This is a genomic window from Tunturiibacter psychrotolerans, from assembly GCF_051013365.1.
Classification (GTDB): Bacteria; Acidobacteriota; Terriglobia; order Terriglobales; family Acidobacteriaceae; genus Edaphobacter; species Edaphobacter psychrotolerans_A.
Window position 1 is genome coordinate 674,743 of record NZ_CP132941.1, and the last position, 23,834, is coordinate 698,576.

Sequence of the window (23,834 nt, forward strand, 5' to 3'; positions counted from 1 at the left end):
GGGTAACCCTCAACCCCCTGACAAATCAGCGGGAGACACGTAATAAGATAGGAGCACTTGAGAGCGAGGTCACATGGCTTCTTCCACCTTTCAGACCCCATACGCAGATAAACAAACCAGCACGCTGGTAGCCTCGAAGACTTCGAGCGTCCCCTGGTACATCTGGTGGGGTGCTCTCGCCGTCACCTCCGCCTCCATCGGCGGAGCCTGGGACGTCTCCTGGCATCGCTCCATAGGCCGCGACACCTTCTGGACGGCGGCCCACATGGCCATCTACGCCTGCGGTGTTCTCGCCGCGATCATCTGCGGCTACCTCATGCTGGTCAACACCTTCGGACGCTCCTCCTCGAGCCTCCGCGCCGCCTCGGTAACCGTCCTCGGCTTCCGCGCCCCGCTCGGAGCCTTCATCGCCGCCTGGGGTGGCATAGCAATGATTACCTCAGCCCCATTCGACAACTGGTGGCACGCCGCTTACGGCCTCGACGTAAAGATCGTCAGCCCACCCCACACTCTGTTGATCCTCGGTATTCGCGGCGTCGGAGTCGGCGTACTTTTTCTCATCCTCGCCGCGATGAACCGCTGCGCCGTAGAAGGATCGCAGCCCAACGAACAAACCTTCAAGACGCTACAGCGCCTCTTGCTCTACATCGGCGGTCTCTTCGTCACCGGCCAGATGTTCTTCCTGATCGAATACACCTGGGACGTCCAGCTACACTCAGCATCTGCCTATATCGCAATGGCAATCGGCCTTCCTGTCGCCTTCGCCATGCTCTCCCAGGCCTCGCGCTACAAGTGGGCCGCCACCTCAGCCGCGATGGTCTACATGTTCTTCGCCATCGCAGAGATTCTCATTCTTCCTCTCTTTCCCGCGCAGCCAAAACTCGGCCCCGTCTTCTACCCCGTCACCCACATGGTTCCGGCGAAGTTTCCCATTCTCATCTTCGCTCCCGCGCTCGCGCTCGATCTCCTCTGGCAGCGAACCCGTGGCTGGAAGCCATGGATGGTAGCCCTGGCGTCGGGCTTTTTATTTATCGCAGTGCTATTCATCGTCGAGTGGCCATTCGCGAGCTTCCTGCTCTCCAAAGCATCTGAGAACCGCTTCTTCGGCACCATCTACTTCGACTACAACTCACGTCCCAACGGCTACGATCGCCTGCGTCTCTTCTTCAACCCCGATCACGGTTCGGTTCTGTTCAGCGGCCTATTGCGTGCAGCAATCTACGGTTCTATCGGAACCTGGATCGGACTCAGCTTCGGGCGCTGGATGCGGAGCGTACAACGGTGAAGTCTTTGGCCAGGTCAATTCGCGTACTTCTGCTTCTCTTACTAGGTGCTTTCATCGCTCCTCCGCTAGCCCGTGCGCATGTAGGAAGCAAGGATGTCTTCGAGCAGGTCGATGCAGGCCCTTACAAGCTCTTCGTCACCATTCGCACGCCGACCGTCATTCCAGGTGTTGCAACCGTTGAAGTACGTTCAAGCGGCGCGACCGTCAAGAACATTCACATTACGCCCCTTCCCATCACCGGCGAAGCGTCGAAGCATCCTCCCACGTCCGATCCGATGACCAGCTCCACCGCCGACCCGGCATTCTTCACCGGCAGCATCTGGATGATGGCCTCCGGCTCCTGGCAGGTTCGCTTCGAGATCGCTGGAGACGCCGGACCTCAAATCGCCTCGGTTCCCGTACCCGCAGTCGCGCTCTCGACACTGAAGATGCAACATGGCCTCGGCATTACACTCGGAATCCTTGGCGTCTTCCTGGTTGTCAGCATGGCCGGTATCGTCGCAGCAGCAGTCCGTGACGCTCGCCTGGAACCTGGCGCCATTCCATCTCCAAACCGCAGACGTCGAGCCATTCTTGCAACTGCAGGCAGCCTCGTGGTCATGGCTCTCTTGATCTGGGGTGGCGCAACCTGGTGGAACGTAGAGGCCGCCAGCTATGCCCTCGATGTCTATCACCCTATGGCGGTGACCCCGTCACTCTCAGGCAATACTCTCGATCTCAACGTGCAGCCTTACGACGGTGGCAAACAGCGTAGCTCTCGTTCCAACAAAGACTTCCTTCCCGACCATGGACATCTCATGCATCTCTACGCCATTCGAGAGCCGGAGATGGACGCGGTCTTCCATCTGCATCCTGTGCTCACATCGGCGGGAGACTTCCGTATGTCGCTGCCTTCAATGCCAGCAGGCAACTACAAACTCTACGGCGATATCGTCCACGCAAACGGTTTCCCCGAGACGCTCGTCTCCACCATCACCGTTCCTGTCGATATGCCGGGTGGCCCGCTTGGCGCTGACGACGCAAGTGGATCTCCGCAGCCGCTCAGTCAGGGCCAACTCGGCAACTCGTACAAACTGCCAGATGGATATGTAATGGTTTGGGATCGTCCTTCAACCGTCAGCTCAAACACTGCATACGCGTTCCGCTTTCATCTACTCGATGCAAACGGAAAGCCTGCAACGGACGTACAGCCGTACATGGGCATGGCAGGTCATGCTGCATTCGTAAAAACAGATGGTACCGTCTTTGCTCACACTCATCCCGAGGGTTCAGCGGCGATGGCTGCACTCATGCTCGCAAACGATAACACCGATAGCCATGCCAGTGACCACGCAGCCATGAATGGAGCGATGAGTATGGATATGACGGCTCATAACGAACCGCTCTCAAGCACGGTCGAGTTCCCGTACGGATTTCCGTCCTCAGGCCCCTATCGAATCTTCGTCCAGATGAAACATGGAACGACGATCGAGACCGGAGTCTTTGACGTCGTCGTTCCATAATCAAGCGCTGAGCGATCCCCTACGGTTTAGAAGTTCAATCGTAACTGGAACTCAGTCGTACGCGGTCCACCAATATCCGATGTGCCGGAACCGCGCTGAACACGGTTCAGATCGTGGTCAGCGAAGCTGTTCGGACCATTCAACAAGCCACTCAGAGCGCCGCCCTGTGCAGTCGTCGTATTCGCCAGCGTTCCATTGATGTAGTCTCTGAAGTTCGAGAAGTTGCCAACGTTATAGAACGCGATCCCAGGTACCAACGACATTCCCTCCCGCACACGACTTAGACGAATCGGATACGAGACACTCAGATCAAGGTTGCGATAGTAGACGTTTTCTGGACCGGTCGTTTCCGGCACTGGAGAAATCGGCTGCTGGGTCCCCGATATAGCAGACAGTTGTCCTGGAGTAAAGAGCCCGGCCGTAATCAGCGCCTGACCCGCGGGAGTAAACTGACCGGCCTGGGTTGCGTTGTACTGAGAGATCAACTTGTTAAGGTTATTTCCTTTGTACTGATGCATGAACGCTCCAGGCTGCGTCCCTGGCACGATGTCGCCGATAGTTCCATCGCCAGTCACATCGGATTGGAAGATGCCACCAACAGCACTACCGCTGGTTCCACCATTGTCGAGGTACAAATTAGTCGCCGCAGGGGAGAAGAAGTGACCAATGATACCGAGCTGCAGGCCATACTTCAGGGTCGCCGAGCCGCCGAACGAGATCTCGTGGGTATGATCCAGCCCACTTCGACCGATAAATGCAGTCGGATTGTCATAGTCGTAAGACGGCGATGAAAAGAACTGGTCCCCTACACCGGTATTCCCGTTGTTGGTCGCCGGGTTTGCCGTAGAAATCGCACGCGAAAAGGAATACGAGATCTGCAGATTGGAACTCATCACGCCTGGAACGGGATGCGCCTTCTGCTCCCGGAAGACCACCTGCAGCGCATCGTAGCCGGATCTTCCTGTCGGAAACAGAAAGAGTCCTTCACCCAAATTCGCATTGAACCCTGGGAAGGCCGCTCCAGTAGCCGGCGTCAGACCAAGGTACGACGCAGGATTGCTATTGAGAACGGTATTTCCCGAGTCAAGACCGTTCGTTGCAAAGTCAGCGATCTGAGCTCCTGCGGCAATTGCACAAGTGATCGCTGCGGAACTGTATCCGCCGGCGCAGTGGAAAGAGCTGGTGGTCGTAGCAATCGCGTTCTGCGCTGCAGCGGTGTTCAACGTGCGTGCCGCGCCGACGCGGTTTACATCAATCTGCTGAGCAATTTTCAGTGTCGAATTGTGCACGTAATCAACCGAAAGTATGCCGCCTTTGAAGATTTCACGCTGTATGCCACCGTTGTACTGCTCCGAGTACGGCGTCCGATACGGAGCTGCATACGCACCAACGATCGTCAGGGTATTTCCAACATACTGGCCGTTGCTGGCAGGTCCGACCGATTTAGTCACCTGCTGAAATAAGTTCTGAAGATTGATGAAGTGCTGGCCCGCCTGACTCAATGGCTCTGTGCAGATAGTGGCAATAGAAACTCCGCCGTCACTTGTGACTACAGATCCGTCCGGCAGCGTCAACGAGTTCGTTCCACCGCATATACTGTGGTTTGTGTCGTTGAACAGACCTGTCTTGATCAGAGCCTGTCGCGAGTTGAGAGTGTTGTTAAAGACATCACCTTCATAAAAGATGCCGAAGGCCGCGCGTACAACGGTCTTATGATCGCCAGGACTAAAAGCGAACCCAAGTTGGGGACCGAAGTTTGCCCAGGGTTGGTGAATCTTCTTCCCGAGCCCCGGCTGAAATTGGTCGAAGAGAGGCGCGCTGCCAGAGCAAGGAGACGGCGTGATTGTCACATCGGAGCAAAGCGGAGTCGGCAGATCCTGGTTGGCACGATCGGTATCGACGCTCCACCGGACGCCTGCCGTAAGAGTGAAGCTAGGCGTAATCTTCCAATTGTCGGAAACGTAAGCGCCTTCGCGCCAATCTTCGACACCGCCGCCTGGTAGATCAAAGCCGGGATTCTCCGTGAAGAAGCCTTGACCGTTACCGAACAACACAGTGGATGCATAGTATCCATTCAAAGGATCCGAAGGGCACGGACCCGGAGTTCCGCTTCCGCAATTAGCAAGTTCGGTAGACGCCGTGAGTGTTGCTCGAGGAGCCAAGCCAAGGAAACTCGCAAATCCACCGCCAAGAATACGATTGAGACTGTACCCATAACGAATCAGATGTGAACTCTTCGTCCAGCTTCCGTCATAGCGAAACTGCTTATCCGACTGAAAAGTCTGTTGAGGAGAATCAATATTTGGTCCCGAGAAAAGCCCGGCCGAGCTTAGGCGAAAATTCAAACCAGGAAAACCGTTGTATACGCTGTTGTTTCCTGTCGTTCCATCGATCAGTAGGTTATGAAACTTCTCATAGCTGCCTCGGAAGGAATGAGTGAAGTGGCCAGTCGTAAAGTCAGCTCCGCCAGCAAGACCAGGCGTGTTATCACGGTTGTTGTAGATCTCGTAGCCGGCACCGAAGTTTGAGCTGGAACTGTTTACGTCGTAGTTAGCACGAGCAAAGAAGTGCACACCCTTCGGTGCGTCGTAATCCAGACGAACCGTCGAGTACGTCTCCCTGTACGGAGAAGGAATAGTTGGGAAGGCTGTTTGAATTGCGGAGAACAGAGGAGCCATCGTGATAGAAACCGGAGACTCCTGTTTGATCCGTTCAGCGTTTGCGAAGAAGAATAGCTTGTTCTTGATGATGGGTCCGCCGATACTTCCACCGAACTGGTTCCGTTGGAACGGTGTGTCGATACCACCTGCCGTTCTTGCAAAGAGCGCGCTGTGATCTTGAAAGTTATAGAAAGCCTGACCGTGAAATCTGTTGGTTCCGGAGTTCGTGGACACCAGAACCTGACCGGTAGAAGTTACCTCGCCCGAAACGTCCTGTGTCGAGCGGTTCAATTGGAAGTCACCGATCGCGCCTTGCGACACATTGAAGATGGTTGTCCCTACGTTCTCGTCAGTGATGTCCTGGCCATCAAGAAGAATGCGTGTAGTGCGGCCGGAAACACCGCTTGTCGAAATCGCAGAGTAGCCAGCCTTCGTTGGATCGAACGATTCCCCACTCTGAAGGATTACCCCTGGTTCGATCTGGGCAAGATCAAGAAAATTGCGACCGTTGACCGGCAAAGAATCAATCTGATCCTTTGTAATAACGTCGCTGACTCCAGCCTGATCAGTATTGATCTGGAGTGCGCCTGCGTTTACCTCGACAGTCTCGCTCGAGGAACCGACTGCGAGTTTGAAATTACCGCTGGTCGCCGTACCAGTACGAACAACGGTTTTTACCGTAAGCTTTTGAAACCCTGCAGCATCCACAGTCACCGTATACGGCCCGGGAGTCAAAGGCCCAATGCTATAGAAACCGCTAGCGTCCGTCTTCAAAGTCTTTGTAGAGTTTGTGTCATTTCCAACGATTATGACCACGGCATCGGGCACGATTGCTCCCGTATTGTCTGTGATCGTGCCTTGGATTGATCCCCCGTTGACCGAGATTGCCTGCCCTTGTCCGATCACCGCAGTCACGAAAAAGAGTGCTATTACCCTTAATAGAGTCTTCATGGTTGGTCTCCTGTGCCTCGCAAAATCATCAATGCGACACCGCGATGCATGATCGCGGGTCGACAGCTATATTTCAGGTCGACCCTCTCGCCAACTGAATTGCAATTGGCGCGGTCGTTTTATATAGGCATGGGTTCCATCAGATTCATTCGTGAATGAATATGGTGAGCGGCCAGAGTTGCTCGCACCTCACCCTTCGCTTCACGCACTGAGGAGTTTCCGATCCGAGATGGAACAGATAGGAGTCACGCCTGGGTTGTATTTATCCGACGTTCAACGCTGTGAGGGTGGAATTTGTTCTAACGAGCTGACGATATGCTGGAATCTTCCGAAGAACAGCGGACCATTCAGGATCTTCCCTTCGGTCTCGGAAGATCTGACGAGGCAGGCTCGCATCGAAAGTTGGGAAAGCCAAATTCGCAACACCCTGTTAGCCACAACTTATTCGAAATAATTTAATCGCTAACTTCGTACGACTGACTTTAGGAGAAACAGGAAGAGACTGCTATGGCCACCTCTGAAAATTTTTGCATAGCCACTCTTTGAAGTATTAAAAATTTAAAAGCGATTTATAGATGATTCCGCGAAGCTCTTCTGCCGCAAGTAGCCTCCGAACCTAGGTTCTGGCCTTATTGAAGAGCTTCCAGTCACTCGGGCACAATACCGCCTTCATAGCGTATCTCCAGTAAAGTGCTGTCGTCTTCAGCTGGGTTCGGTGATCGAAAGTTTTCAACATGTTCGAGAATCGTATTCAGATCCTCAAAGTGAGCAACAGCGATCAGTCCGGAATCGCCAAATTGGTCGCCAGAACTATTCTCTGCCTCAGTAATTCCGTCGGTAACCAGAAGAAGACGTTCCCCTGGACGCAAATCGAAGTGACCAGAGAGGTAACTCGCGTCGGGAATGAGCCCGACCACAAGGCTGCTTATTTCGAGACGCCGCACTTCCTCACCAAGAATTGCAATAGGCTTGATGGTGCCGCAGTTCACGTATTCGACCGACCCGTCCGGAAACAACCTAACCAAAATCATCGTCGCATATTTTCCGGTCTTGCGACTGCATAGGAACTGGTTCACCAGAGACGCGATTTCAACAAGAGTGAAGCCCGCGAGTAGTTGAGAGTGAATAATTCCTTGCATCGTAGCCGCAACGATGGCGGCAGAAACTCCTTTGCCAGACACATCCGCAACAACCGCGCAAACGCTGTCGCTAAGAGCGACCGCGTCATAGAAGTCTCCACCTATGGCGAGACAAGGAACGCTCGTTGCCTGCAGCGTTGCATACGGAATGGTCGGCAACGAAATAGACATGAGCTCACTATGGATCTTGGCGGCCACCGCAAGCTCTTCCCTCGCCTGCCGCGCGTTGGAATTCGCCTCTACGAGTAGAGCATTATGCAAGAGTGCTGACGCCTCTGTGGCCAAGGTATCGAGCAAGTGATGGTCAATCTCGCTCAGTTCACCGAGCCTGATTCGGCTGTCGAGATACAGCAAACCAAGCAATTGGGCAGGTTCTTCCTCTGAGGCTCGCGTTCGCAATGGAATGCTGTAAATGCTACGTATTTTATTAGTCATGATGCTCGACCATTCCGATGCTTTTTTATCGGCCAATGTATCGCTGATCGAGAACTTCGACTCACTCTCGATTGCTATTTCCATAGCCCTACGTGAGACAGTTGAATCTTCCTCCACCAAGTTTCCGAGGGCATCAAGCCCCTGCGCCAAGTGCAGCCCTCCCACCTCCTGAAGAAAAACGAACCCTCGTTCAAGTCCCGTAAGCTGCAATGCCAAATGGAGAAAGGCGCCGAGGATGTCTCCAATCGCGCCTCCCTCGTTGAGCTGCCTAGCCGCCCGTAAGAGCCAGTTCAACTTGTCCATTTCACGGACAGCTGGGCGCAGTTCGTCGGGGAAGGCTTGTAGTTCGCTTAGCGAAGAAAGCAGATGAACGGCTGAGGACCGTGAAGTAGAGGTGGTTTTAACATCTTCTCGAAGGTGAAATCTCAAGTGTGGCCCTTTGAGAGAACCCATTTGAAGTACGTCCCCAAACCGCAGCAATGACTTCTCAACGCGCACCGAATTCACAAACGTTCCGTGCGTGCTGTTCCGATCAACGACGGTATAGCTATCGCCGTCTCGCACTATTAACGCATGCCGACGTGAAACCCAAGGATCGTCGAGCACAATGTCTTCGGCCGGCGAACGGCCAATGGACGTTGAATTGCGATTGAGAGAAAAACTGTGATGTCCCTTGGCATCGGAGTAGCTAAGCACGACATTGCGCATAATCAAACGATTCCTGTTAGCGAAGGTAGACTTGATTTTGAACGGACACGCTTCTTCAATGAAATGCTGAGAGTTTGCCCTCGAGAGGGGCGTCCCCACGCTTCGCTCAACCTGTCGAGTTAGTCTCTCCTGCACTAACCTGATTGATTCAGAATACCGAATCACCGGCTATGATACATCGCTGAAACAAAACGCGTTGCCCTTCGGTCGTCAAACCTCACCCCAAACCACCATGATAATGCCGCGGCAGCGACCCCTTTTGAAAGAAATAACACCGCTCCGCTTCAAGCGGCCTCGAGAAGCTCTCGTCGTCCAGCCGCTGCTCTTTCGCAGAGACCAGAAATCAATCACAAGCATTTGCCACAGTGGGCTTAGTTGACCGGACCGCATGAGCCCCCCTGACCATCGAATCGAGCAGAGTGAAATAGCCTATTCTTCATAGGTGACAAGTTATTTAGAAAGAGAGGTCACCTTCTTTGAAGCTACTAGCGAAGTTCAACATTTTGCTGATCTTGCTATTCGGTATCGGCCTGCTTTTCGTATTGCGTCTCTCACGAGGGTTTCTCGAAGAGAACGCACGCGAGCAGACCTTGCAACAGGCGAAGCTGATGCTCGCCAGTGCACGATCAACCAGGGACTACACAGAGCAGGAGTTGGATCCTCTACTTGAAACAACACCTGAAAGTGCTAAGCGTTTCCTCCCCCAGAGTATTCCGTTCTACGCGGCAACCGTGACGTTCAATCATCTGCGAAAAGACTATCCCGATTACACTTACAAAGAGGCAGCTCTGAACCCTACCAATCCGAGGGACAGAGCAGACCAGTGGGAGGTCGACATCATCGACTATTTCCGAAATCATCCAGACCAGAAGCAGTTGATCGGCGAACGGCAAACGGCCACGGGCACATCAATCTCACTATCACAACCGATCACCACAAATCAGAGCTGTCTGGTGTGCCACGGGTCCGCTGCGGCAGCGCCTCCGACCGAAATTCTCACCTACGGCAGCGCAAATGGATTTGGATGGACGCTAAACGAAATCATCGGGGCTCAGATTGTTTCAGTGCCTACGGCTGTAGCCGAAGGAATTGCCGCTCGCCTTTATCACACGCTGCTGATCTATATATCTGCAACCTTCCTTGCCACCTTAGCAGTCATCGATTTGGGACTTTACTTCATCGTCATTCGACCCGTGCGACGACTTGCGGCAACTGCGGATCTGATAAGCAACGGGGATCTAGACCAACCTGAATTCACCTATAAGGGGAGAGACGAGATCGCTGAGGTCACCGCCTCGTTCAACAGAATGTACGTAAGCCTCAAGAAGGCAATACAGATGCTAGACCGGTAAGAATTGTTACTTGGAGGGGGGCGATTTTCGTCGAGTAGCGAGAAAGGTCTTACGCCTTTCATCCGTGCCAATCTCCGCCGCAACCATCTCATAGAGATCGTCCAGGGTCAACGCCTTTTTGGCAGCGCGACTGACCACAATCTTGGCGATCGGCCCGAGGTGATATGCCAAATCACGGACCACCACTTCAAGCACATTCGGCTCGAAAACCGCCTTCTCAGGCCTGCTTGAACCGAAGCCACCGTCAGCATCCGGGTGGCCGTTACGCACCCGATCGGAATGGGACGAGATCACCAACGTCGTCGTCTCGCCAGAACGAAGTGTACCTAGGGCTCCTAGAAACTCTCTTGCGGTCTGGAAGCGATCTGCCGGGGATTTCGCCAGCGACTTCAACACAATCTCCGAAAGACGAACAGGAAGGTCGGAGTTGATTGTGGTCGGATTAATAGGCTCGGACTTCAAATGCCCGTTGGCTATGGAGTATTCACTAGGACCGTCGAACGGAAGGCGTCCTGTGACAAGCTGATAAAGGGTTACGCCAACCGAATACACATCGGACCGTGCATCTATTTGCTCTCCCAGCACCTGCTCGGGTGACATGTAATGCAGCGAGCCTAAAATCGTGCCTGTCCGCGTAAACTCAGGACCAAGCGCTGGGATGGCTAGCCCAAAATCCAACAGCTTAACCTGATCGTTGCTACCTATCATGATGTTCGATGGCTTCACGTCACGATGAACGATTTTACGTTCATGTGCGTAGGCTAAGCCGGCAAGAACCTGTTGGATGTAGTTGAGGCTCGTCCCCAACATTAGGGGGCCTGCATTGAGTTTTGCGCCAAGCGTCAGGCCCTCGACGAACTCCATGATCATGATCAGTTCGCCCTCGTGACGGAAGGCGGTGTGGAGCGCTGTGATATTCGGGTGATGAAGACTGGCCAATAACTGAATCTCGCGAAGAAAGCGTCCAACTATCTCCTCGGTCACAGGCCTTCCCGACGCAAGAACTTTTAGGGCCTCGACCCGGTGCGAAATCGTATGACGCACCCGATATACCTGCCCCATACCCCCGACACCCAGGGTGCCTGTCACTTCATAGTCGCCGATTTGATCCCCAACCGTGATGGACATGGCCTAGATATCCATTCTACTTGGTATCTAGGCCGCCCATCCGGTCATTTGGCAGACGCACGATGCGTCAAAGTGGGCTTCCAAGCAATTGGAGAATTCGGCTGACAGCCTCGTCAGCTTCGGAGCGGCGCCCTACGTAACATTGGGCGCCCCCGACTGCATGTTGGAAGGCTGCAACCATATTTGGAGATTCCGACAAAATGTGAGGAGTGTTACGTAAGAGAATCAGAAGCGCTTCGCTTTGACAGACCGCCGCGACATTCCAGGTGTATTCAGGCGAGTACTCAAGAGACAGAATCCAGCCGACTGGCACTGGGCTGTCCCCTGTGTAGGCATTGCACTCCGCTGGAAGCCACGGAGATTGCTCAGGGGAGCCATTACGAAGGAGCAAAGGCCGTGGATAGGGGTGTACGCGTCCCGCTGAATCGATCAGCGCGTACTCATCAGAGAAGTAAGTAGCACCTCGCCGCAACAGTTCGGCCACGAGCGACGATTTTCCCGCATGAGTGATGCCGGGCAGTAGCAATGCCCGTTCCCCCAACAGGACGGCACCTGCATGCACAGCGTGGAGCTCCGTCAGGCGTCGAATGACGACATCATCCAGCGCCCTTATGAGATCGGGCACCAAGATGTTCGCCTCGGTAGCAGATGACACTATAACGCCGTCAACGGACAACTGAAATTGATCCGCAACTCTGTCTATGCGGATGAAGATGTCAGCCTTATAAGTGGCACTAGCTCTTCTCGGAAACGATGGGAAGACATAGCGTTCCAGGACCGTGTAAGTCTCAAGGCTATCCGCTGCTACACGAATGTCGCAGTCGAAGGCGCGCATTTCGAAACCGTAGATGGGCATATCAATTAATCAGTTATGCCGCCCACATTGTCCAATCCCAAGTAACTATCCGTCCCGCGTAACCGCCGGGCACTGGGCCCTGAGCCCTGAGATCCGGGGCACAACTCAGCTTAGTTCGCATCGGGAAGCGCTGAGAATATGTTTAACGTCTCGCAAGCCTTCTACGGTTTGCAATCGCGTTTTATGCTCGCACAGGGTTTTGGCTTTGGCTTTGGGTCACCCTTTTGGCCACCAGACGATGCTTTTTTGGCGTATGCTCGCTGTTCCCCGATAGATAGTGACACGACGAGAGGTAGAGCGATGGAACTCATCGTTGTGATGAATTGGCGTCTGGATGACGCTGAAGGCGTTCCCGACGTTTTGACCAGTTTCTTTTCATGCAGTTGCCGAATTGCCTCTTCTGCAAGGTCTTCGTTTATCCCGGGGTCGAACGATCGCTGCATTTTTTCCGTCACTCTCGCGAGTGTTGTCGGGTCGCTGCAAGCATCCCACGCGGCTCCGGCCGTCGAGTTCAACGCGAAAACCGCCTCGTTCTCGGCGTCGAGAATTACCGTTGAACCGTCGGGCAGCTTATTTACCACCAAGGCATCTGAATTGGTACGTTCAATCTGCATATTGACCTCTCTTTTGGGTCAGCAAGTAGGTCGAGTCGTCTGGCCCTTCAATTCTCAGAAGAATACGAGAGTTTGTTCGTTCTGCAACACATATCTTTAGTAACAACGTTTTTTCTTAGGCCTCTAAGTTGAGGAGCAGCCGCAGTAAGCGAGGTGCATGTCGACAGCCAAAACACAATCTCTCGAAATCAGCCATTCTGACCAAACTGAAAACGAACACGCAGGAAATTGCATCGGAAAGAGGAAGTCCAGTACTTCTCCTTCCAGAACTTGATCACGATACCGCTTATACCGTTCAAAATGTAAAGTGCAACATATTGCGACGTGTTTTCCCTATGTGGAGGAATTGATGCGAGCAGATCGCGAGTCGTGCGAACTATTGCTTGCCATTGCGCGGTCGACCGATGGAGAACAAATCCATCGCCTCGCTGCCAAGGTAGGCGACTGGGACTCGCTCGTACAAATAGCGGACGAGCATCGTATTTTGCCAATGCTATTTTTGCGGCTTGCGGACATCGGCGCGGCAGTTCCTCTGTTGGTGCGGGAGCATGTGCGAATCGAATACGAAAGGAACATGTTCAACAGTCTGGCGAATGCAGTGGAATTGATTACCGTGCTGAAAGCATTTGAAGACAAGTTGATTCCGGCCATGCCGTTCAAGGGGGTTGTGCTTGGTGCGTCTATCTACCATGATCTTACGACGCGTCCTGCCGGTGATTTGGATTTGCTCATACGTTACGAAGATCGCGCACGGGCCACAACGATTCTCTTGGAACGAGGCTACGAGCCGACAACCGCATCTCCTACGGATATAACCCCAGCCGTTTACGACTATTACGAATACCATTTCGAGCGAGCAACTGACGGAATGGTGGTCGAGCTTCGATGGCGACTGACGCAGCCTCGGTTCAGATTCAATCTCGGCATGGATTGGGTATGGCCACGGAGGCGGACTACCGTGCTGGGTGGGGCCAAAGTACCGGACATGAGTCCCGAGATCAATTTAATAGTGCTTTGCACGCACGGGAGCAAGCATGCGTGGTCACGACTAATCTGGATCTGTGATGTCGCGCAACTACTGGCTTCGTCACCTGACCTTGATTGGAAAGAGGTTACCTCTGAAGTTAAAAAGGCAGGGTTGGGTCGAGCGCTCGCCCTAGGCATTCTGCTTGCGCATCGAGTGGCGGGCGCCACGGTCCCTCAAACTATCCTGCGGCGCTTTGAAGCGGACACTACCGTGCGCCTCCTGGCGAAACATATTCAGGAGAATTTGTTTGATGCTCCAGGCAGCACTCCCCCAGGCCCCATACCGTACAGCATCCAGTTGCTTGACTTCCGCGATCGGGTGGGGTTGCTGTTGTCCACGGATCTCCTGGAATTGAGTGAGAGGGATCTGGCGGCGTTCCCCCTGCCGAAGTCGCTCCATGCCCTCTACTATTTGATACGACCCTTGCGCATACTTTGCGACCGATCAGCGAGATGAGACTAGGCCGCCTTATCTACAAGTGGATCCGAATGTGAAGTAGAGTGCAAATTATTGTTTATATGGGTATGCAAGATCCTGCAGCCCGAGTCAAGGGACGGACAAATCGAGTCGTTACCAAGTCCCGCGATTGCCTTTTATACCCACATTAACGTGCTGCAAGGAAAATTTTCCGATCGACTTTATTTTGGCCATCGTCGTGCTTCTACTCATAATGCTCCAGAAGGTATTCAAACTCTGAGCTACGCAATAGAACGAGCACTGTAGCTCACAGGGCGGAGCTATGTCTAAGTCGCTCCAGGATTACGGCTCATTAGAGGAGAAGTGACCTTGCTGACCCCGCAAATCATTGACGCCGGAACACGGGAAATAGACTGGTGGGCCCTTTACACCCGTCACCAGCATGAGAAGACGGTCGCCGAGATGCTGTCTGCCAAGGGCTTTGAGGTGTTTCTGCCGCTCTATGAATCAATACGGCGCTGGAAAGATAGAAACAAGAAGCTTACCTTGCCGCTATTTCCCGGCTATGTATTCGTGCGGGGGGGAATTGACCGCCGATTGCAGGTCGTGACGACTCCTGGAGTCCACATGATTCTGTTCCACGGCGAACAGGTAGCAATGATCCCTGGGGTTGAGATTGACGCGATTCGAAAGGCAGTTGAAGGGCCCTTTCGCCTCGAGCCGCATCCGTTCCTAAAGTGTGGCGAGCGGGTTCGCGTCAAACGCGGTTCCTTGCTCGGCGTCGAAGGGGTTCTGATTCGCAAGAAGAATTTGTGTCGTCTGGTTATTTCTGTGGAGATGATGGCGAAGTCTGTGGCAGTGGAAATTGACTCCACTGATGTGGAGCCCGCGCCGGCGCGAAGCGACTCGGACGCATCTCCGCTTCAACAATATGGTGGAATTGGAAGATCTGGTGAGCCACTACTTCATGGTGACCGGCAAATATTTAGTATTTGAGAGGAGCGCCGGGGTCCGTACCGAGCGATCGGATTTTTGCATCAGGCCACGGAGCGCAACCCCTCCTTGATCCTCGACAGGAGTTCTAGTGAAAAGTAGCTCATATCTTCGGCTAGGATCAGGATTTCTTATTGTTGCCGTCTCCGGTTTTTTATTGGGACAAAGGCCGGCCCCAAGTCAAGCTAATCGCGAAGCTTCGGTAGGTGCCGCTTCGATTTCGCCCACGCGACCTTCGGCTCCATCGAGTGGCAAGGCGAACGAGGATAGCTTCGTCATTGGTAATGACGACGTCCTTGCGATCAACGTCTGGAAAGAACCCGACTTCTCACAAAAAATTCAGGTGCGATCGGACGGAAAGATTTCATTGCCACTCTTGGGCGAGATCCAAGCAACGGGATTGACACCTTTGCAACTTGAACAGGACCTCTCAGCCAAACTCCGTAACTACATCACCAAACCGGAAGTAACGGTCATGGTCGAGCAGATTAATAGCAAGAAGTTCAACATTCTTGGACAGGTGGCGAAGCCCGGGTCATATTCCCTCGCACTTGCGCCGACAGTTATGGACGCAATTGCCCTCGCCGGTGGACTCCGGGATTTCGCCAAACAGAAATCCATCTACATCCTTCGGCAGAATCCCGGCAGCGGCGAGTCTCGCATCCACTTTAACTACAAAGAATTTATCAAAGGCGAAAACCTAGGTCAAAATATCAGGCTCGAGCCGCACGACACCATCGTCGTACCCTGAAGGTCGTTATGTTCACACCTGTTTGTCTCGGCCTAGTATTGATCACAGCAACTCCTGTTTGGTCTCAGTTAACAGCGATCCCTTACGAAACACCTACCACACCGGCCGACGAGACGCGGATGCAGATCCCTCCCCCGATGAGTGGTACAGCTTATCCGACTATGGTTGGATCCGAGATGCATTCAAATTATCTGGCTGTAGGTTTGGTTCTCAATACCGCCTACGCTGACAACGTCGTCGTTGACGGGAGTGCCGGTCCAATTAGTGACTTTATTTATTCGATTTTACCCACGATTGCGCTCGACAAAAACACTCCGCAACAACTGTTGTCGTTGACATATAGTCCGGGGTTCACGCTTTATCAGCGCACCAGCGGGCTTGACGCAGCGACTCAGTCTGTAGCTCTAATTGCCGGTTACCGCCTGAGCCAACATGCGGACATCACCGTAAGTGACTCGTTTCAAAAGAGCTCGAGTGCCTTCGACCAGCTCTCTTCTTCTTCTGGAAATGGTATATCTGGTTCAACGCAGATTCCATCAGCAGAAGTTGTCGCTCCTTATGCAAATCGGCTTAGCAACACAGTGAATGTAGGTTTAAGCTATCAATTCGCTAAGAATGCCATGATCGGGGCCGGCGGAAACTTTACGCAGAGTAGTTACCCTAACCCGGCACAAGCCGTTGGCCTGTATAACTCGAATTTGGGCGGAGGTTCCGTTTTCTACAATTATCGCTTCTCGAGCTCACAATACATTGGCGCGACATATCAGTATTCGAGAAACCGAGAAGATCCAGTGAGTGCACAGAGTCCGGAAAATACTCAAACGAAGATTCAGACTCACACTTTTTTGGCATCTTATACCGTTTATTTGAACCCAAAGTTCTCCTTCTCTTTGTCGTGTGGCCCACAATATTACGACGCCACTCAGTCTTCCCTTGCGCCGGCTCGCTCATGGACTCCTTCTGCAACTGCAAGCATTGGCTGGCAAAGAAATAACACCAATTTTGTGGCCAGCTACTCACGAGGCATTGGCGGGGACATAGGGTTATCTGGTGTCTACAATTCGTACGGCGTGAATACATCTGCGCGGTGGCGAATAACGCGCACTTGGAACTTGGGTGTTTCAGCAAGCTTTTTTAGCAACAAGAATCTTACTCCGCTCCTCGATTCATCAAGTCCAGGTGGCCACACTGTTTCGGGTGCCGCCTCGGTGCAGCACTCATTGAGCGACCACTTCAGCGCGGAAGTTGGATATGCACGAATACATCAAAACTATAGCGGCGTCGGGGTAATATCCGATACTCCAGATAACAATCAAGAGACCATAACCATCTCCTATCGGTTGGCACGGCCACTAGGAAGGTAATCATGGAAGCGACTTACGAGGAACAGAGCTCAGAAGGGCTCGACATCCGCCATTACTTTGGGGTAATCCGACGACGCCATCTTCATTTCTTAATCCCTCTATTCCTTGGATGGCTCGTAGTCTGGGGTGCTAGCTGGATTCTGCCTGCGCGCTATAAGTCGAGTACGCTAATTCTGGTTGAGCAGCCCACAATGCCGAAAAATTATGTTGAGCCAAATGTCACCGACGATTTGCAAAACCGACTGCAAAGTATTACACAACAAATTCTTAGCCGCACTCGCCTTCTTCTGATCATTGACAAGTTGCACCTCTATGACGACGGTCACCACCAGATTACACCTGATGAAAAAGTCGAGCTCATGCGTAAAGATACTGACATCGAGCTTGTGCGTGACTCTCATGGCGACCAGATCACTGCTTTCAAAATTTACTATTCCGCGCATGATCCCCATGTAGCTCAGCAAGTGACAAGCGAGCTGACCGACCTGTTCATCAACGAAAATCTGAAAGTACGCCAACAACAGTCGGAAGACACCACAAAGTTTATCGGGAGCCAGTTGGAGAATGCGCGTGCCAGTCTCGCCGAGCAGGAAGCCAGAGTGCGGGAGTTTAAAGGAGAGCACGTGGGCGAATTGCCGTCTCAAGAAGCTAGCAACCTCCAAATCTTGAGTGGGCTTCAGGCGCAGCTACAGAACGAACAAGATACTCTTAGTACCGCCAAGCAGCAACGAGTCTATCTCCAGGCGCTGGTTGACCAATACCGGGCACTGCATTCGGCGTTACGATCCTCCGACGGTACTCCGACGGGTTTGGCAGGGATCGATCAAGAACTCGATAGACTGAAGTCGAAGCTCGCAGACCTTAGCTCTCGCTACACCGATCGCTACCCAGAGGTCGACGACCTGAAGGACAAAATAGCCAAGCTCGAAAAGAAGAGAAGTGTGCTAGTTGTTGAGTTGAAGACGAAAGCTAATGCTGGTAGCCAGGTCGACGACGCTACCGCTGCTGTGCACGACGGAACGGATCCTTTACAAAGCGCGCCTCTGCTGCAACTCCACGGCCAGTTGCAAGCCAACCAAGGAGAAATCGCAAATCGTGAGCAGGCCATTGCCACTCTAAAAGCGAGAGTCAACGGCTATCAGGATCGCTTGAACTCGGCACCTGCACGTGAGCAGCAGTTGACAGATCTGACCCGCGGATATGACCAAACTAAGGCTAACTATGATGAACTCCTAAAAAAGCAAAATGATTCTGCTATGGCCACCAGCATGGAACATATGCAGCAGGGCGAGCGATTCAGTATGATCGATCCTCCAAGTTTGCCGGTGAAACCTGATTTCCCCAATCGCCTCAAATTTTGCGGAATCGGGATCGGCGTCGGTCTTGCCTTTGGTCTCGCCGTGGTAGCTGGACTAGAATTTATGGACGATCGCCTGCACAGTGAAAAGGAGCTCAAAGTTCTGCTTCCGATCCCGATCCTATCTGAGATCCCTGAAATCGTCTGCCCATCGGATGAAAGCACCAGAAGAAAGAGAATGATATTGGGATGGGCCGTGGCCGCACTAATCGTTACCACGATCCTGGCTGGTTCTGCTCTCAGCTATGTGCACGGCTAAATTCAATTTAGGAATTCACAACCGAGAGTTTCAAGGAACCGGAAATCGGTGAATCACAAGCTGATCAATAATTTGTGCGCTGCCCTGCGTAGATCTGGCACGGAAGATACTGGGAGCTGGGTGCATTCGGCCCGTGAAGCGAGCAAACATGAGCCGTATATTTGACGCGTTGAAGAGGTCGGAAGCCGAACGCTCTGAAGTCGATTTATCGGCGCGACCGGAAATAACCGGAATGCCGCAGCGAGCGGAACGTGCCGCGCCGCCGAGATGGAAAACCGCCGTTTTATCCGAACAGCCTGATGAGACGAAAAGCGCAGGTCGCGATGCATCGTTCGAATTGCCGGGTACACCGCCAACTGCAACGCTATCCGCAACTTCCGCAGTAGTTGAGCTTACGCAGTCTGAAGAACACCTAAATCCGTTCGGCCAATTTCAGGCGCTACAGATTTCGCTCGCTCCTCAATGCCGACTGGTAAGTCTCACAGAGAACACCAGCCCAGCAGCGGAGGCTTTCCGTTTACTAACGGTACGATTGCGACATCTTCGTCGCGAGCGAGTGCTAAAGAAAGTTCTGATCACTAGCACAATTCCTCAGGAAGGTAAGAGCATGGTTGCCGGTAACCTCGCTTGCACACTCGCTCTAAAAACACGACAAAAGGTATTGTTGTTAGAAGGAGATCTACGTCGGCCTTCGTTGTCGAAGATGTTCGGTCTCGGAAAAAATCCAGGCCTATGTGAATGGCTGGAGAGTGAATGCAGTTTGGCGTCGAGTATCTACCATCTTGAAGAGCCGGATATCTGGATATTGCCAGCAGGCAGCGCTCCTAGCAATGCACTGGAACTTTTGCAATCGGGAAGGCTGTCGACGCTGGCGGATCGATTGACTGCATGGTTTGATTGGATCATCATCGATTCTCCTCCATTGTTGCCATTGGCTGACACGAGCGTCTGGATGCGGCTAGCGGATGGAATTCTCCTGGCGACGCGTCAAGGAAGTACGGAGAAACGGCAATTACTTAGAGGTCTGGAAGCGGTCGATCCCAAAAAGCTGATTGGCGCGTTGGTGAATAGCTCCGACAACGCAGCCGCCGATGATTACTATTACAGTCCGGGCGCTATTCGGCGCAACGATTGACTCCGAGTGCGGCCCCTATTTCGAGACAAACTCCCCATTTACACGAATAACCGCAATCCGCTGTTTTTCTCTTCACATAATAGAGCATAGACACAAAAGCAGACGTCGACCTCTACTCTAACGGACAATGAAAAAATCACATAATCGCCGAGAAAGGAGTTAGTCGTGACTCTGCGTCGCCCAGATAAAACTACTGATCTCGCCAACCCCCTACTCGAATGGTCCTTTGCTGGAACGCATGAGGTCTTGAAAGAAGAGACCTTCAAGCGGATGATCGCTGTTGAGCGTAAAAGAACGGAGCGATCTAGGGAACCTTTCCTGCTTATGTTGTTGGAGGCCGGCAACCACCAGAGTTTGGAAAGGAGCGGAAAAGCTCTCGATAGTATATTGTCGGTCCTGCCGATGTCCATCCGGGAAACCGACGTCATCGGATGGTATACAGATCGGTCCGCCGTTGGAGTGATGTTTACCGGGCTCTCGTGCAACGACAAAGACTCAATTCTGAGCGTAATCCTAAACAAGGTGAGCACCACCCTGCGAGATCAGTTAACAAGCGACCAATTCAATCAAGTCAGCATTTCTTTCCACTTCTTCCCCGATGACTGGGACCAAGACAAACCCGGACGCCCAAGCAATCCCTCCTTGTATCCTGATCTCCTGATCCCGAATAAAGACAGATGTTCCCTGTTACGCGTCAAACACGTAATGGATTTTGTAGGCAGCGGACTACTGTTGCTGCTCTGCACGCCTCTGTTTTTGGTAATTGCCCTCGCAATCAAAACGTCATCCAAAGGTCCTGTACTATTTCGGCAACAGCGAGTCGGGCAGTACGGTCGATGTTTTACATTCCTGAAATTCCGATCGATGCACGCGGACAATGATCACCGCGTTCATAAAGAGTATGCGATCAAATTAATCGCCGGCGACGTGGAGCATAAGCCGTCCAACGGTAACGATAAGAGCGTATATAAGTTAGCGAACGATCCTCGGATCACGCGACTCGGGAAATTTTTGCGCAGAACCAGCCTGGATGAGCTGCCGCAATTGGTGAATGTCCTGAAAGGCGATATGTCGCTCGTCGGACCCCGGCCGGCAATCCCATACGAGTTAGCCGCTTATCAGACTTGGCATCGACGACGAGTGTTAGAAGTTAAACCTGGAATCACTGGATTGTGGCAAGTCACAGGCCGAAGCAGTGTCAAATTCGATGAAATGGTTCGGCTAGATCTGCGATATGCGACATCGTGGTCTCCCTGGCTCGACATTAAAATCCTGATGCGCACACCTCGCGCAGTAATTGGAGGCGCGGGTGCCCGCTGACTTCGACCTGGAATGTGTGCAATCTATTGTTTCCTATGTATGCAAGGCTCTCGTCCGACATAGCGAACAGACAATCCCACTTGTGGCCGCAGGGTTCCTTTTCGTGAATTCAAATAGCCTTAAGTGGCTTGTTGCTGTCATGTGGTATGGCCGTCGACGTGCTATTCGACATTCCGTCTAACTACAAAACTGTTTGGGTGTCAAATCAGCAAAGTAGAAGACGAGAATTGTAGCCCACGGGGCGGAGCCGTGCCTGGCTGCTGTGTCCAGATAGCATAGAACAAAGATGGCCGCCTGGTGCCAATCCATGCAGCCTAAGTTTGCTCAGCTCAAATACGATTTTTGGACTTCTTTCAAAGCACGCTTCAAATCATCTGAAGATATGAACTTTGTGAAAACGCCTTGAATTTCGGTGTCATTGGATACGGCTACTGGGGACCAAACATCGTGAGAAATCTCATGAGCCTTGAGGATTCCCAGGTGCTTGCGATCGCGGAAATGAGCCCAAATGCGCGAAAGCGGGCGCAAAAGTCTTATCCCGGTATCCACGTCACCTCGGACGCGTCTGAGGTAATCTCGTCGACTAAGATTGACGCCGTTGCGGTCGTCACTCCGGTTTGGACACACTACGAACTGGCGAAAGCTGCGTTGGAGAATGGGAAACACGTGTTCGTTGAAAAACCGTTCACGAGCAACACAGCGCAAGCGGAGGAATTGATCAACCTCGCGAAGAGAAAAAATCTCAAGATCATGGTGGACCATACCTTCCTGTTCACCGGCGCAGTGAAAAAAATCTCGCAATTACTCGACGAAGGAACGCTAGGAAAGCTTTATTACTACGACGCTACCCGCGTCAACCTTGGCCTCTTCCAGCACGATATCAACGTGCTTTGGGATCTTGCGCCGCACGATCTTTCGATCATGGATCACCTCATCAGAACAAGCCCTGAAGCAGTCGTCGCGACCGGGCAGAAACATCTGAACGGTCACGAGGACGTTGCATACATGACCCTCTATTTTCCCGAGAAGGTCATAGCGCACATTAATGTCAACTGGCTCTCACCGGTCAAGGTTAGAACCACTCTCATGGGCGGAGAGAAGCGAATGTTGGTATGGAACGACCTTGAGGCTGACGAAAAGGTGAAGGTGTACGACAAGGGCGTCGACATCACCAACCGAGAAGGCGTTTACGAACTGTTAGTGAATTATCGCTCAGGAGACATGTGGGCTCCGCAACTGGAACAGGTCGAGGCACTTCGTCAGGAGCTTTCCTACTTCGTGGATTGCATTTCGAGCAGCCAAGATCCCTCTAACGATGGATGCGCTGGATTACGAGTTGTAAAAATGCTGGAAGCGGCGAGCGAATCACTTAGTAAAAGAGGAACACTTGTTTATTTATGAACTCTTACCACTGCATCACGGACGACGTAAAGCTCGGGGCAAACGTACAGCTATCGAAATTCGTCAATTTATACGGATGCGAGGTCGGCGACGAAACTAAGATAGGCGCTTTTGTAGAAATTCAAAAGAATGCTCGAGTCGGGCGCTGCTGCAAAATCTCGAGCCACACTTTTGTGTGTGAGGGTGTAACCATTGAGGACAACGTTTTTGTCGGCCATGGTGTGATCTTCACCAACGATTCCTATCCTCGCGCGACCTCGATTACCGGAAAGATTCAGACCGAAAAAGACTGGGTCGTCGAGCGAACGATAGTAAAGCAGGGTGCTTCTATCGGTTCAGGCTCAACAATTCTTTCCAACCTGGTGATAGGCGAAAACTCTATCGTTGGGGCGGGTAGTATCGTAACGCGAAATATACCTCCTAATGTGATCGTAGCCGGTAACCCGGCGAGAATCTTGCGTTCAATTTCACCTTCACCAAATGTTGAATCAATTAGGCGAACTTTTCCAACGTGAGATATGACCTCGTCAGAATCATTCTCGTCTATGGAAATGACGCTCTTCCTGCTCACGATTTGAAGACTATTCGGAAACGATGAAAATCAAGATCGAATCAAGGCTTCTAAGCGATGTCGTGGTGCTCGTTCCTGACGTCTTTAAGGACGCCCGCGGATTTTTTATGGAGACGTTCCGCAAAGATGTCTTCACAGAGAATGGTTTACCGTGCGACTTTGCCCAGGACAACCACTCGAGGTCTATCCGCGGTGTTGTACGCGGTCTACACTTCCAATGGGATCCGCCCATGGGTAAATTGATGCGTGTTTCTTTGGGAACTGCTTTCCTTGTTGCTGTCGATATCCGCACGGGATCACCAACACTGGGCCAGTGGGTTGGCGTAGAAGCATCCTCCGAAAATCGTCGGCAGGTTTGGGCTCCCGCTGGTTTTGCGCGTGGCTTCTGCGCCTTGTCAGATGAAGCGGAAATACAGTACAAATGCACGGGAAACTACAACAAAGATGGAGAGGCCGGTATTCGGTGGGATGACCCCAAAATTGGCATCAAGTGGCCGATCCCTGACGTGTTGCTTTCCGAAAAAGATCGAGCCGCACAGACTTTGGACGAGTGGTTGTCACGACCAGAGTCCAAGAATTTTACCTATTAGATCAAACTATCCCCAATCA

General features: G+C 52.5%; 18 protein-coding genes. 13 read left to right on the forward strand and 5 right to left on the reverse strand.

All coding sequences use genetic code 11. The features are described 5' to 3' along the window. Positions 1-73 precede the first annotated feature (73 nt). Both RBB76_RS02795 and RBB76_RS02800 read left to right on the forward strand, forming a co-directional pair. Positions 74-1,285: a hypothetical protein gene (locus tag RBB76_RS02795; protein WP_429632858.1), complete on the forward strand. Its 1,212-nt coding sequence runs from the start codon at positions 74-76 to the stop codon at positions 1,283-1,285. Further along, positions 1,282-2,787: a hypothetical protein gene (locus RBB76_RS02800; protein ID WP_429632856.1), complete on the forward strand. Its 1,506-nt coding sequence runs from the start codon at positions 1,282-1,284 to the stop codon at positions 2,785-2,787. Before RBB76_RS02795 ends, RBB76_RS02800 begins: the two co-directional genes overlap by 4 nt. Before the next feature lie 26 nt (positions 2,788-2,813). On the opposite strand, the gene RBB76_RS02805 is transcribed toward RBB76_RS02800, so the two are convergent. Both RBB76_RS02805 and RBB76_RS02810 read right to left on the reverse strand, forming a co-directional pair. After that, entirely contained in the window at positions 2,814-6,398 is a 3,585-nt protein-coding gene (locus RBB76_RS02805; protein WP_429632854.1) for a carboxypeptidase regulatory-like domain-containing protein, read from the reverse strand. A gap of 647 nt (positions 6,399-7,045) precedes the next feature. After that, the gene (locus RBB76_RS02810) at positions 7,046-8,680 is read right to left on the reverse strand and encodes a SpoIIE family protein phosphatase (RefSeq protein ID WP_429632852.1); all 1,635 of its coding nucleotides are present in this window, start codon (positions 8,678-8,680) and stop codon (positions 7,046-7,048) included. Between the two features lie 476 nt (positions 8,681-9,156). Between RBB76_RS02810 and RBB76_RS02815 the strand changes: the two genes are divergently transcribed. Then, entirely contained in the window at positions 9,157-10,032 is an 876-nt protein-coding gene (locus tag RBB76_RS02815) for a c-type heme family protein (protein ID WP_429632850.1), read from the forward strand. 6 nt (positions 10,033-10,038) lie between these two features. Here RBB76_RS02815 and RBB76_RS02820 read toward each other — a convergent pair whose 3' ends face one another. The 3 genes from RBB76_RS02820 to RBB76_RS02830 form a co-directional block, all read right to left on the reverse strand. Next, entirely contained in the window at positions 10,039-11,160 is a 1,122-nt protein-coding gene (locus RBB76_RS02820) for a serine/threonine protein kinase (protein WP_429632848.1), read from the reverse strand. Between the two features lie 67 nt (positions 11,161-11,227). After that, on the reverse strand, positions 11,228-11,785 hold the full coding sequence (locus RBB76_RS02825) for a hypothetical protein (protein ID WP_429632846.1): 558 nt from the start codon (positions 11,783-11,785) through the stop codon (positions 11,228-11,230). Positions 11,786-12,177: 392 nt separating this feature from the next. Continuing rightward, the gene (locus RBB76_RS02830; protein WP_429632844.1) at positions 12,178-12,630 is read right to left on the reverse strand and encodes a PqqD family protein; all 453 of its coding nucleotides are present in this window, start codon (positions 12,628-12,630) and stop codon (positions 12,178-12,180) included. A gap of 349 nt (positions 12,631-12,979) precedes the next feature. On the opposite strand from RBB76_RS02830, the gene RBB76_RS02835 reads away from it, so the two are divergent. From RBB76_RS02835 to rfbC, 10 genes are all read left to right on the forward strand, one after another. Continuing rightward, the gene (locus RBB76_RS02835; RefSeq protein WP_429632842.1) at positions 12,980-14,113 is read left to right on the forward strand and encodes a nucleotidyltransferase domain-containing protein; all 1,134 of its coding nucleotides are present in this window, start codon (positions 12,980-12,982) and stop codon (positions 14,111-14,113) included. A 330-nt stretch (positions 14,114-14,443) separates the two neighbouring features. Next, positions 14,444-15,070, forward strand: coding sequence for a UpxY family transcription antiterminator (locus tag RBB76_RS02840; RefSeq protein WP_429632840.1), 627 nt, complete (start codon positions 14,444-14,446; stop codon positions 15,068-15,070). An 88-nt stretch (positions 15,071-15,158) separates the two neighbouring features. Continuing rightward, a complete protein-coding gene (locus tag RBB76_RS02845) occupies positions 15,159-15,818 on the forward strand; it encodes a polysaccharide biosynthesis/export family protein (RefSeq protein ID WP_429632838.1) in 660 nt (219 codons plus the stop codon). 8 nt (positions 15,819-15,826) lie between these two features. Beyond that, complete coding sequence (locus RBB76_RS02850; RefSeq protein WP_433963508.1) at positions 15,827-17,182, forward strand: hypothetical protein; 1,356 nt, start codon at positions 15,827-15,829, stop codon at positions 17,180-17,182. Between the two features lie 2 nt (positions 17,183-17,184). Beyond that, entirely contained in the window at positions 17,185-18,798 is a 1,614-nt protein-coding gene (locus RBB76_RS02855; protein WP_429632834.1) for a GumC family protein, read from the forward strand. 148 nt (positions 18,799-18,946) lie between these two features. Beyond that, complete coding sequence (locus tag RBB76_RS02860) at positions 18,947-19,933, forward strand: CpsD/CapB family tyrosine-protein kinase (RefSeq protein ID WP_429632832.1); 987 nt, start codon at positions 18,947-18,949, stop codon at positions 19,931-19,933. A gap of 165 nt (positions 19,934-20,098) precedes the next feature. Beyond that, positions 20,099-21,253, forward strand: a complete 1,155-nt coding sequence (locus RBB76_RS02865) for a sugar transferase (protein WP_429632830.1) — start codon at positions 20,099-20,101, stop codon at positions 21,251-21,253. 402 nt (positions 21,254-21,655) lie between these two features. Beyond that, positions 21,656-22,654 (forward strand): Gfo/Idh/MocA family protein, encoded by a 999-nt coding sequence (locus tag RBB76_RS02870; RefSeq protein ID WP_429632828.1) that lies wholly within the window; start codon positions 21,656-21,658, stop codon positions 22,652-22,654. Further along, positions 22,651-23,169, forward strand: a complete 519-nt coding sequence (locus tag RBB76_RS02875) for an acyltransferase (protein ID WP_429632826.1) — start codon at positions 22,651-22,653, stop codon at positions 23,167-23,169. The genes RBB76_RS02870 and RBB76_RS02875 overlap by 4 nt, the downstream gene beginning before the upstream one ends. 79 nt (positions 23,170-23,248) lie before the next feature. Beyond that, complete coding sequence (gene rfbC / locus RBB76_RS02880) at positions 23,249-23,815, forward strand: dTDP-4-dehydrorhamnose 3,5-epimerase (RefSeq protein ID WP_429632824.1); 567 nt, start codon at positions 23,249-23,251, stop codon at positions 23,813-23,815. Positions 23,816-23,834: the final 19 nt, after the last annotated feature.